General features: G+C 73.9%; 10 protein-coding genes and 1 pseudogene. 9 read left to right on the top strand and 2 right to left on the bottom strand.

What is annotated here, in order from left to right; all coding sequences use genetic code 11:
• Both RIN80_RS23850 and RIN80_RS23845 read left to right on the top strand, forming a co-directional pair.
• Window positions 1-695: carboxylesterase family protein (locus RIN80_RS23850; RefSeq protein WP_309097695.1), on the top strand; the 695-nt coding region annotated here is incomplete at its 5' end.
• An 87-nt stretch (window positions 696-782) separates the two neighbouring features.
• Window positions 783-1,385: a hypothetical protein gene (locus RIN80_RS23845; RefSeq protein ID WP_309097694.1), complete on the top strand. Its 603-nt coding sequence runs from the start codon at window positions 783-785 to the stop codon at window positions 1,383-1,385.
• Window positions 1,386-1,615: 230 nt separating this feature from the next.
• Here RIN80_RS23845 and RIN80_RS23840 read toward each other — a convergent pair whose 3' ends face one another.
• Both RIN80_RS23840 and mmuM read right to left on the bottom strand, forming a co-directional pair.
• On the bottom strand, window positions 1,616-1,792 hold the full coding sequence (locus RIN80_RS23840; protein ID WP_309097693.1) for a substrate-binding domain-containing protein: 177 nt from the start codon (window positions 1,790-1,792) through the stop codon (window positions 1,616-1,618).
• Between the two features lie 135 nt (window positions 1,793-1,927).
• Entirely contained in the window at window positions 1,928-2,839 is a 912-nt protein-coding gene (gene mmuM, locus RIN80_RS23835) for a homocysteine S-methyltransferase (RefSeq protein ID WP_309097692.1), read from the bottom strand.
• A gap of 168 nt (window positions 2,840-3,007) precedes the next feature.
• Here mmuM and RIN80_RS23830 point away from each other — a divergent pair, with 168 nt between their 5' ends.
• From RIN80_RS23830 to RIN80_RS23800, 7 genes and pseudogenes are all read left to right on the top strand, one after another.
• A complete protein-coding gene (locus RIN80_RS23830; RefSeq protein ID WP_309097691.1) occupies window positions 3,008-4,126 on the top strand; it encodes an aminoglycoside phosphotransferase in 1,119 nt (372 codons plus the stop codon).
• A gap of 23 nt (window positions 4,127-4,149) precedes the next feature.
• The gene (locus RIN80_RS23825; RefSeq protein ID WP_309097690.1) at window positions 4,150-4,977 is read left to right on the top strand and encodes an MOSC N-terminal beta barrel domain-containing protein; all 828 of its coding nucleotides are present in this window, start codon (window positions 4,150-4,152) and stop codon (window positions 4,975-4,977) included.
• 139 nt (window positions 4,978-5,116) lie between these two features.
• The gene (locus RIN80_RS23820) at window positions 5,117-6,208 is read left to right on the top strand and encodes a glycoside hydrolase family 43 protein (protein ID WP_309097689.1); all 1,092 of its coding nucleotides are present in this window, start codon (window positions 5,117-5,119) and stop codon (window positions 6,206-6,208) included.
• Between the two features lies 1 nt (window position 6,209).
• Complete coding sequence (locus RIN80_RS23815) at window positions 6,210-7,622, top strand: family 43 glycosylhydrolase (RefSeq protein WP_309097688.1); 1,413 nt, start codon at window positions 6,210-6,212, stop codon at window positions 7,620-7,622.
• Between the two features lie 174 nt (window positions 7,623-7,796).
• On the top strand, window positions 7,797-8,834 hold the full coding sequence (locus RIN80_RS23810) for a rhamnogalacturonan acetylesterase (RefSeq protein ID WP_309097687.1): 1,038 nt from the start codon (window positions 7,797-7,799) through the stop codon (window positions 8,832-8,834).
• A gap of 79 nt (window positions 8,835-8,913) precedes the next feature.
• Complete coding sequence (locus RIN80_RS23805; RefSeq protein WP_309097686.1) at window positions 8,914-10,596, top strand: DUF2264 domain-containing protein; 1,683 nt, start codon at window positions 8,914-8,916, stop codon at window positions 10,594-10,596.
• 60 nt (window positions 10,597-10,656) lie between these two features.
• Window positions 10,657-11,178, top strand: a pseudogene (locus tag RIN80_RS23800) (isocitrate lyase/phosphoenolpyruvate mutase family protein); the annotation flags it as partial.

The raw sequence follows: 11,178 nt of genomic DNA, 5'->3' as shown, positions 1-11,178 counted from the left end.
TGGAACTGCTGCTGGGCTGGACCCGTGACGAACACCGGCTCTGGCTGGTCCCGGGCGGCCTCATGGAGCGCGTCGACCGCCTCGGAGCCGTCGCCCTGGCCGGTGCCATGGCCCGCTGCCGCTGCGGCAGCGAGGTCCCGCGCGGCTACCGCACCCTGCACCCCGAGGCCGGCACGGCGGACCTCGTCGGCCGGCTCGTCACCGACCACCTCCTGTGCGTCCCCCTGCACCGGCTGGCCGACGCCCGTCAAGAACCGTCGTACGTCTACGAGTTCGCCTGGCCCTCCCGCCTCCCCGGCCTCGGCGCCTGCCACGCGCTGGAGCTGGGTTTCGTCTTCGACACCGGCGAGACACCCGAGTCCCGCAGACTCGCCGGGCAGGGCGCGCCCCGGCAACTCGCCGACGTGATGCACACGGCATGGGTGCGCTTCGCGCGGGACGGGGACCCGGGCTGGGAACGCTGGGACGCCACCCACCCGGTGCGGGTGTTCGCAGACCCCGACCCGGACGCGGAAGACGCCCTGGCCTACACCGCGCACGGCCCCCGCGACCGCGAACTCGCCCTGTGGGCACGCGACGCCACCACCCCCGACACCACAGCTCCGGCCCTCGTCGACGCCGGGCAGCCCCGCGGCACGGAACTCCGCGCGGCCGTACGACGGATCCGGCGGGCGGGGGCGCTGCGGCGACGCTGAACCCGACCAGACCGGTACCGCGCGCTCCCTCGGGCCCGGCCGGACGGCGTTCTTGTGCGGTGTGGCCGACCGGCCCAGCCTGCCCCGATGGGGCGAGCGGCGACGGTCGGCGCGGGGGTGCTGCCGCAGGCGGCGGGGTCCGAGGGCGCCCCTGGGAGTCCGGGCTGGTGGCTGTTGGCCGGTGGATGCGGGGCCACGGTTCTCGCGCTGGTGCTGAGCAGCCTGCTGTACCGGGCGTTCTGCCGACGAGGGTCGCAGGCGCTGGAGAACGCCGCGTTCTTCACGGGTCTCGCCGCATACGGGTCGGTGCTCTGCGTCCTGTGGGGCGCGGGCCGGATTCTCGACGCGGCGCCGGGCGGGCCCTGGGCCGGTACCGGCGCTTTTCCGCTCCTGCTCGCGTCGACCCTGGTCGTCGGTGCCGTCCTGGTGGGGGCGCTGGTGCTGAGTCGCACCGCCGTTCCGCCCGTGCAGGACCGGGGTCTGGAGCCGGTGCCGGAGTTCCTCCTGGCGTTCGCCGTGGTGGTCGACCTGGTCACGGGCGTCCTGGCGGCGCTGGGCGCGGCGGGTGTGCTGCACCTCGATCTCGTCAGAACCGTCGCCTGGGCCGTCGTCGGCACCGGACTCGGCGTCCTCGCGGCCCTCGTCCTCGCCGCCCTGGCGTGGACGGTGGCCGGTATCGCGAACCCCTGACGTGCACGGCCGCCCGGGGCGCGGCCGGCGGCCGTCCTCCTGCTTCAACGGGAGTGGGGCGGTCCCCTCGACGCACGTACCCCCACGCGTGTTCCCAGCCGCAGACGTTCGTGCGCGGTGCCCGGCGTGCGTTCCAGGGCCGTGCGAACCGCCAGGCGGACCCGGCTTCTCGTCGGGGACGTGGACCGTCGTCAGGGCGGGGTGCGTGGTCGGGCGCGAAGGGGATGTCGTCATAGCCCGGCGCGTAAGGCGTCGTCCGGCACCGACAGGCCCCCCTCGCGCAGGGCGGTCAGGACGCTCGCCGCGACCATGTCCGTGGCGGCCACCACCGCCGTGAAGTCCAGTCCGTCGCCCAGGGCCTGGGGGACCAGCCGGTGGCCCGCGTCCCGCGTGAAGCCGCCGTGCACGACTCCCTGACACCGCACCCCGCCTCGCCACGGCCGCCGTCCCCCCCCGCCCGGCGTGGCCGGAGTCCGTCGTCAACTCCCCGGCATCGCGCCCCCCGTCGCCACCGGCGTCCGCGAGCGCGACCACCACAGGCGTCACCCCGCCCTCAGTGTCCTCGCGATGCCCGTGATCGCCTCCGGGCCCACCCGGCAGCAGCCGCCGACGAGGCGGGCGCCCGCGGTCTGCCAGCTCCTCACCTGGTCGGCGGTGAAGGTGGCGCGGCCGGACCAGGCCCGGGCCGTGGCGTCCCAGGTCTCGCCGCTGTTGGGATAGGCGACGACCGGCTTGCCGGTCACCCGCGCCGCCGTCGCCGCCGCGTTCTCGACGTCCTCGGGCGCGCAGCAGTTCACCCCGACAGCGATCACCTCGTCCGCGTCGGCGGCCAGGGCGAAGGCCTCCTGGAGCGGCTGCCCGGCCCGGGTGCGGTCACCGGCGACCGAGTACGTCAGCCAGGCCGGCACCCCGAGTCCGCGCACCGCCCGCAGCAGCGCCGCGGCCTCGTCGGCGTCCGGGACCGTCTCCAGCGCGAGGACGTCGGGGCCGGCCGCGGCCAGCACCTCCAGGCGCGGGCGGTGGAAGCGTTCCAGCTCGTCCACCGTCAGCCCGTAACGCCCCCGGTACTCCGAGCCGTCCGCGAGCATCGCCCCGTACGGACCCACCGAGGCCGCCACCCACAGGGGCCGACGGGCCCCGGCCCGGCGCGCCGCCTCCCTCGCCGACTCCACGCTCGACGCCATGAGCCGGGCCGCCCGGTCGCGGCCGATCCCGCGCCTGGCGAAGCCTTCGAACGTGGCCTGGTAGCTGGCCGTGATCGCCACGTCCGCACCCGCCCGGAAGTAGGCCAGGTGTGCCTCGGTGACCGCCTCCGGCCGTTCGGCGAGCAGGCGCGCGGACCACAGCTCGTCGCTCAGGTCGTGCCCGGCCGATTCGAGCTGGTTGGACATGCCGCCGTCCAGGACGACCGTCCCTGCGGCGAGGGCTTCGGCGAGGATGGGGGTGCTGGTCATGCCGTCGACGGTAGTCGAGGTCCCGAATCGGCCCCCCGCACCCGTGCGTCCCTCACGTGAACGGGTCGGCCAGCATGTGGGACGCCGGGTGACGATCACGGCCCTCCCCCCCCACCCTCCGCTCGGTACAAGAACTGCCGAGCCGGGGCGTCCGCATAGCATCGGGGGATGCCCGAGGTCGCTGTCGCAGATGCCGAAGTCCGTGAGGTGCTGGGAGTCCCGGCCGGCCGTGCGGAGTGCGAGCCGCTCCCGCACAACCCCTGGAACGGCGTCACGGCCGGGGTGTGGCGGGTCACCGGCGGCGGTCGTTCGGCCGTGCTGAAGGTGCTGACGCGGACCAAGGAGACCGGCGTGGCGTGGGCGGCGTCCAACGACCCCCGGCACCGGAACTTCTGGCGGCGCGAGGCCTACGTCTACCGGTCCGGGCTGGCCCGGGTCTGGGAGCCGCACGGCATCCGCGCGCCCCGGCTGCTGGAGTGCGCCGAACGCGCCGACGGGGACGTGGCGCTGTGGCTGGAGGACGTGCCGGGCGCACCGGCCACGACCTGGTCCGCGGCCCGCCACGTCGAACACGCCCACCGGCTCGGCAGGGCCCAGGGCGCGGTGGGGGCGGGGGAGGACCACCCGTGGCTGTCCCAGCGCTTCCTGCGGGACTGCACGGCAGGCAAGAGCACGGGCGAGGACCTCCTGGACGACGACGAGGCGTGGCGGCACCCCCTGGTCCGGCGGCACTTCCCGCCCGGCCTGCGCGCCGACATGGTCCGTCTGCGCCACGACCGCGACTGGTTCCTGGACGTCATGGAGTCGCTCCCGCGCGCCCTGTCCCACCTCGGCCAGTGTCCGGCCAACGCCGTCGCCGACGGCCCGGGCACCAGCGTCCTGCTGGACTGGGCGTTCACCGGCGACGGCGCCCTCGGCGAGGACCTCGGCAACTACCTCCCCGACTCCGTCCTCGACCGCGTCGTGCCCGCCGACGACCTCCCCGGCCTGGCCAAGGCGGCCTACGACGCCTACCTGCACGGCCTGCGCAGGAGTGGCTGGCGCGGCGACGAGCCCCTGGTCCGCCTCGGCATGTGCGCCTCCGCGGTGAAGTACGACCGGCTCACCGCGCTGATGCCGGCCCGGGCCGATGACGAGCCGGTGCCCTACGGGGGTGCGGGCGCCGCGCCGGCCGACCTCCGCCACCGGGAGCGGGGCCTGGTCCTGGCGTTCCTGGCCGAGTGGGCGGCCGAGGCCAGACTGCTGGCTCCGCAGCTCGGTTTCCCCCCGGCCCCGAGCGGCCGCTGACCGCCCGGACGGAACGGAAGGCCATGGCCCGAATCGCCGCGTTGCTGACCTACCCCGTCAAGGGCTGCGCCGGGACGCCGGCGCGGGAGGCGCTGCTCACCCCGGCCGGTCTCGCACACGACCGCAGCTTCATGGTGGTGAGCGAGGAGGGCGTGTACCGCACACAGCGGCGCCATCCCCTGCTGGCCGTCATCCGCCCCGCCCTCACGCCCGACGGCACCCGTCTGTCGCTCACCGCACCCCGGGCCGAGGCCCTCCACCTCGGGGTGGACACGTCCGGGCCCCGGCGGACGGTCGACCTGTTCGGCGCCGCCTACCAGGGCATCGACCAGGGCGAGGAGGCGGCCGAGTGGCTCTCCGAGGTGCTGGGCGCCCGCAGCCGCCTGGTGCGCGTACCACCGGAGCACCACCGGGTGACCGACGGCGCGGCTCCGGGCACCTCCGGTTACGCCGACAGCTGTGCCGTGCACGTCCTGTCCCGCGCCACGCTGGCCCTGCTGGACCGGAAACTCGCCGCACGCGGCGCCCGGCCGCTCCCGGTGAACCGTTTCCGCCCCAACATCGTCGTCGACGGCTGGGACGAGCCGCACACCGAGGACCGTGCCCACCGCCTCCGCGTCGGCGACGCCGAACTGGCCTACGCCAAGCTCGCCATCCGCTGCGCCGTCACCCTGGTGGAGCAGGAGTCCGGGTCCCGGGCGGGGCCCGAGCCGCTGCGCACCCTCGCCGGCTACCGCCGGGCGGCCCAGGGCGGTGTCGCCTTCGGCACGAAGTACGCCGTGCCGCGGCCCGGCCGGGTGTCCGTCGGTGACGAGGTGACCGTCACGTCGTGGGGTGAGTCCGAGGTGTGACCCGCGTCCCGAACGCCTCGGTCCCGTCGGACCCGTTGACCTGCTCGTGACACACCCTTACCTTTTCGGCGTTCGTAATGACAGATGACGTTCGAAATGCCGCACAGCATCGTGTGTTTCCCCATGAGAGGCAGGCCGCATGAGCCGCGACCCCGCTCTGCCCGAACCCCCCAGCCGCAGGCTGCTGCTGAAGGGCGCCGCAGCCGCCGGCGCCCTGGCGGCCGTCCCCACCGCCCCCGCGGTCGCCCGGGCGGCCGAACCCGCCCGGCCTCCCCGGCCGGCCCCCTTCGTCAACCCGCTCGTGCGCAACCGCGCCGACCCGCACATCCACCGGCACAAGGACGGCCGCTACTACTTCACCGCCACCGCCCCCGAGTACGACCGCATCGTCCTGCGCCGCTCCCGCACCCTGAACGGCCTGGGCACGGCGGCCGAGTCCGTCATCTGGCGGGCCCACCCGACGGGCCCGATGGGAGCCCACATCTGGGCACCCGAACTGCACCGCATCGGCGGCAGGTGGTACGTCTACTTCGCCTCCGCGCCCGCCGAGGACGTCTGGGCGATCCGCATCTGGGTGCTGGAGAACGCCCACCCCGACCCCTTCAAGGGCACCTGGGTGGAGAAGGGCCAGGTCAAGACGGCCTGGGAGACCTTCTCCCTGGACGCCACCACCTTCACTCACCGCGGCACGCGCTACCTGGCCTGGGCGCAGCACGAGCCCGGTATGGACAACAACACCGCCATCTTCCTGTCGGAGATGGCGAACCCCTGGACCCTGAAGGGCCCGCAGGTGCGGCTGTCCACCCCGGAGTACGACTGGGAGTGCGTCGGCTTCAAGGTCAACGAGGGCCCGTACGTCCTCCAGCGCAACGGCCGCCTGTTCATGACGTACTCGGCCAGCGCCACCGACTTCAACTACTGCGTGGGCCTGCTGACCGCCGACGCCGACAGCCACCTCCTGGACCCCCTGAGCTGGACCAAGTCACCGACCCCGGTCTTCACCAGCAACGACACCACCCGGCAGTACGGCCCCGGCCACAACTGCTTCACGGTCGCCGAGGACGGCCGCACCGACGTCCTCGTCTACCACGCCCGCCAGTACAAGGAGATCGACGGCGACCCGCTGGACGACCCCAACCGCCACACGCGCGTCCAGAAGCTCGGCTGGAAGCCCGACGGCACCCCCGACTTCGGCATACCGGTCGCCGACACGGCCACGGCAGGTGACTGACATGAGACGTGCCTGCGCCACCCTGCTCACCCTGTTCCTGGGCCTGTTCGCGGCCCTCGCCACCGCCGGGCCCGCCCAGGCCGCGCCCCGGACGATCACCAACGGCACCCAGTTCACGGACGCCTCGGGCAACCCCGTCCACGCCCACGGCGGCGGAGTCCTCAAGGTCGGCTCCTCCTACTACTGGTTCGGCGAGCACCGCAACGCCGACAACACCTTCCGCTACGTCGACGCCTACCGCTCGACCGACCTGAAGAACTGGGAGTTCCGCAACCACGTCCTGACCGAGGCCAGTGACCCGGAGCTCGCGACCGCCAACATCGAGCGGCCGAAGGTCATGTACAACGCGTCCACCGGCAAGTTCGTGATGTGGATGCACAAGGAGAACGGCACCGACTACAGCGAGGCCCGCGCCGCGGTCGCCGTCTCCGACACCGTCGACGGCAACTACACCTATCAGGGCAGCTTCCGGCCGCTCGGCCGGCACATGTCCCGTGACATCACGGTCTTCACCGACACCGACGGCGCCGGCTACATGATCTCCGCCGCCCGGGAGAACTACGACCTGCAGATCTACCGCCTCACCGCCGACTACACCGGCATCGCGAGCCTGGTCGCCAACCCCTGGCCCGGCGGCCACCGCGAGGCCCCCGCCCTGTTCAAGCGGAACGGCGTGTACTTCATGCTGACCTCCGGCGCGACGGGCTGGAACCCCAACCAGCAGCAGTACGCCACCGCCACGAACATCGCCGGCCCCTGGTCGGCCATGAGGAACATCGGCGACGCGACGACGTACGGCTCGCAGACCGCGTTCGTCCTGCCCGTGCAGGGCACCTCGGGCACCTCGTACCTGTACCTGGGCGACCGCTGGGGCAACTCCTTCGGCGGCACCGTCAACGACTCCCGGTACGTGTGGCTGCCGCTGACGTTCGCCGACTCCACGACCATGTCGATGTCCTGGTCACCGGAGGTCACCATCGACGCGGCGGCCGGAACCGTCACCGGCACCGGCGCGACGTACCACACGCTGATCGCCCGCCACTCCGCCAGGTGCGCGGACGTCACCAGCCAGTCGCTCTGGGCGGGCGCCCAGATCAAGCAGTACGACTGCAACGGCGGCACCAACCAGAGGTACTGGTTCAAGTCCGCCGGGAGCGGCTACTACCAGCTGATGGTCAGGAACAGCTCGCTGTGCGTGCAGGAGAACGCGAACACGGTCACGCAGGAGAACTGCGACGCCTCCGCCACCAGCCAGCAGTGGTCGCTGACCGCCACCGGCGCGTACGTGAACGTGAGGTCGCGCGCGAGCGGCGAGTGCCTGGACGTGAACGGCGCCGCCACCGCCAACGGCGCCGCCGTCATCACGTACACGTGCAACGGCGGGAGCAACCAGGAGTGGACGCGCGGGAGCTGATGCTCCCTCACGCCGGCACGGCGGTCCCCTCGACTGCCGTGCCCGGCGGTCCGACAGGACTCGCAGGGTCGAAGGGCCGGCATTCCCGGGGATGTATCCCGAACTCTAGAAAGCGCTTGCCCGGGGCGGTACGGTCCACCCGCAGGTCGTGTCGTCCGCTGGGAGGAGCCGCGAGTGAGACGTTTCAGCATCGCCGTCGTGGCGGCGATGTCCCTGGGAACCGCCCTGCCGGCCGCACCGGCGGCAGCGGCCGAGGCCCCCGCGGGCCCCGTCCGGTGCACCGCCGGTGTCTGCCACGTCGACGTGCCGCCCGGCACGTACGACGTGCGGGTCAGGCTCGGCGGACCTCACGCGTCCAGTACGAGCATCAGCGGTGAGACGCGCCGCTCCCTGCTGCCCGAGACGGCCGTCCCGGCCGGCGAACACGTCACCCGCAGCTTCACCGTCAACGTCCGCACCCCCGAGGGCGAGCCCACCGGCCCTGACGGAACCCCCGGCCTCGACCTGCGGATCGGCGGCTCCGCGCCCGCGCCGGCCGACATCCGGGTCACCCCGGCCCGGCACACCCGCCAGATCTTCCTGATCGGCGACTCCACCGTCTGCGACCAGCCCGGCGCCCCGTACTCCGGCTGGGGCCAGCAACTGCCCCAGTACCTCCGCAAGGGCGTGTCCGTCGCCAACTACGCGGATTCCGGGGAGAGTACGGTGTCGTATCTGGGGAACCCGAGGCTGTGGGCCACCGTACGGCCCCTGATCCGCCCCGGCGATCCGGTACTCGTCCAGCTCGCCCACAACGACAAGACCACGGACGAGGCCACCTACCGGGCCAACCTGGAGGCCCTGGTGGCGGGCGTCCGGGAGCGGGGCGGACAGCCGGTCCTTGTCACGCCGATCGTGCGCCGCTGGTTCAACGCCGACGGCACGCTGAACAACGGAACCGCCCTCCTGGTCAACGGCCTCGGCGTCGACCACCCGGCGGTCGTCCGCTCGGTGGCCGCCGCGCGGGACGTCCCGCTGATCGACCTCACGGCGAAGACCAGGGAACTCGTGGAGTCGCTGGGCGTGGAGGCGTCCAAGGCGCTCTACCTCACCGACGAGGCGCGGGACAACACCCACACCTCCGTGCGCGGGGCGACCGTCTACGCGCGCCTGGTCCGCGACGAACTCGTCACCCGGCATCTGGTCCCGCGGGGCAAGGTGCGGGTGGGATGAACCCCTGGGGCGCCCCGACCGGAACCGGGGCGCTCCAGGCCCGAGCCGTTCCGACCGGTCCGAGCACGAGAGAGAACCGATGCAGCTGCCCCCCGCCGACCGCACGGCGTCCCCGTTCACCGGCTACACCCGCGCCCACTGGGAGGCGGCCGCCGACGCCCTGCTCGCCGCCGTCGAGCCGTACGCGTCCGAGGACCGCGCGCTGTACCACCTGCCCGGCGACCGCTCCAGCTGGTCCGGCCGCCTCTCCGACGGCCTGGAGGGGTACGCCCGCACCCTGCTGCTGGCCGCCTTCCGCCGCGACGAGAAGGCCCTGGAGCGCTACGCGAGCGGCCTCGCCGCCGGGGTCTCGGGCGTCTGGCCGCGCATCGAGGACCGCGGCCAGCCCCTGGTGGAGGCCGCGTCCATCGCCCTGGCCCTGCGCCTGACCCGGGACCTGCTCTGGGACCGCCTGGAGGACGGCGTACGGCAGCGGACGGCGGCGTGGCTGGCCGACGCGCTCACGGCCGAACCCTGGCCGTGCAACTGGGAGCTGTTCCCCGTCACGGTCGGCGGCTTCCTCGCGGAGACCGGCCACGAGCCGGAGGCCTCCCGGGCGGCGATCGACCGCGGTCTGGAACGCATCGAGCAGTGGTACCGGGGCGACGGCTGGTACACCGACGGCGACGGCCGCAAGTACGACTACTACAACGGCTGGGCGATGCATCTCTATCCGGTGCTGCACGCCTGGCTGGAGCGGGACGCGTCCCTGCTGGAGCTGTACGGGGGCCGCCTGGAGCGTCATCTCGCCGACTACGCCCGGCTGTTCGGGGGCGACGGCGCCCCGATGCACCAGGGGCGTTCCCTGACGTACCGCTTCGCGACGACCGCTCCGCTGTGGCTGGGCGCGCTGACCGGCCGCACGCCGCTGGAGCCGGGCGAGACGCGGCGGCTGGCGTCCGGTGCCCTGCGGTACTTCCTGGACCGGGGCGCGGTCGACGACCGGGGTCTGCTCACCCTCGGCTGGCACGGACCCGACGCGTCCGTCCTGCAGGGCTACTCGGGCCCGGCCTCCCCGTACTGGGCGAGCAAGGGCTTCCTCGGTCTGCTCCTGCCGCCGGAGCACGAGGTGTGGACGGCGCCGGAACGCCCCGGGCCGGCCGGGCGCGAGGACGCCGTCACGCCCGTCGGGCCACCCAACTGGCTGATCCAGTCCACCCGTTGCGACGGCGTGGTCCGCCTCCACAACCACGGCAGCGAGGACGTCCGCTACGACCCGTACTACACGCGTCTCGCCTACTCGACCGTGACGGCACCCGCGGCGTCGTACGACAACAGCGTGATCGTGGACGGCGACCCGAGCCGCACGGGGATCGAACCGCTCGGTGCCGGGGCGGGCTGGGCGGCCTCGCGGCACACGGCGGGCGGGGGAGCGCGGGTGACGAGCGTGGTGCTGGCGCACGGGGCGGTGGAGGTGCGCGCCCACCTGGTCGCGGGGGCCGAACCCGGGACGGCGGTGCGTGTGACCGGGTGGAGCGCCCCGGAGGGCGTCCGCGCCGAACTCCTGCCCGCCGTCGGCCTCGACGGCGGCCTCACCGGCGTCACCACCGGGGGCGCCACCCTGTTCGTCGCGCTGGCCCGGCTCACCGCCGAGTCCGATCCGGTGCCGCTGACGGAGGCGGTGCGCGTCGACGCCGACGGGACCGGCGCGATCACGGTCCGCTGGAGTGCGGGGCCCGAGGCGCGGGTCCGGCTGGACGAGTCCGCGGTGCACGTGAGCTGACCCTGCGCGGGCGACGGTCGTTCGGCGCGGGCCGAAACGATCCGGGCCTGGCGTGGCGGCATGACCCGATCCCCTCGGCGGACCCCGCCCGTCACCGCCTTCGCCGCGCTTCACCACGCCGCCGAGCCGCTGCTGCTGCCAACGCGTGGGACTACGCCTGCGCGCAGGCCCTCGCCGGGCAGGGCTTCCGGGCGGTGGCGACGACGAGCCTCGGTGTCGCCGCCGCCGCGGGCCTGCCCGACGCGGTGGCCGCGACCCGTGAGGAGACGCTGCGGCTGGCCTTCGCCCTCGGCGCGCGGCCGCTGCTGCTGTCCGTCGACGCCGAGGGCGGCTTCAGCGACGACCCGGACGAGGTCGCGCAGTTCGCGCGGGAGCTGTTCGCCGTCGGCGTCGCCGGCATCAACCTGGAGGACGGCCTGGCGCCCGCCGAACGGCTGGCCGGGAAGATCGCCGCGGTGAAGAAGGCCGTCCCCGTCCTGTTCGTCAACGCCCGCGCCGACACCCACTGGCTGGGCGACGGCGACACCGCGGACACGCTCTCCCGGCTGGACGCCTACCAGGCGGCCGGCGCGGACGGCGTGT

This window comes from Streptomyces sp., from assembly GCF_031181705.1.
Classification (GTDB): Bacteria; Actinomycetota; Actinomycetes; order Streptomycetales; family Streptomycetaceae; genus Streptomyces.
This window is presented reverse-complemented; position numbering and strand designations above follow the sequence as displayed.

Excerpts from the sequence above, each read along its gene's own strand:
- RIN80_RS23845 (WP_309097694.1), top strand. The coding sequence starts at position 783 with ATGGGGCGAGCGGCGACGGTCGGCGCGGGGGTGCTGCCGCAGGCGGCG.
- mmuM (WP_309097692.1), bottom strand. The coding sequence starts at position 2,839 with ATGACCAGCACCCCCATCCTCGCCGAAGCCCTCGCCGCAGGGACGGTC.
- RIN80_RS23830 (WP_309097691.1), top strand. The coding sequence starts at position 3,008 with ATGCCCGAGGTCGCTGTCGCAGATGCCGAAGTCCGTGAGGTGCTGGGA.
- RIN80_RS23825 (WP_309097690.1), top strand. The coding sequence starts at position 4,150 with ATGGCCCGAATCGCCGCGTTGCTGACCTACCCCGTCAAGGGCTGCGCC.
- RIN80_RS23820 (WP_309097689.1), top strand. The coding sequence starts at position 5,117 with ATGAGCCGCGACCCCGCTCTGCCCGAACCCCCCAGCCGCAGGCTGCTG.
- RIN80_RS23815 (WP_309097688.1), top strand. The coding sequence starts at position 6,210 with ATGAGACGTGCCTGCGCCACCCTGCTCACCCTGTTCCTGGGCCTGTTC.
- RIN80_RS23805 (WP_309097686.1), top strand. The coding sequence starts at position 8,914 with ATGCAGCTGCCCCCCGCCGACCGCACGGCGTCCCCGTTCACCGGCTAC.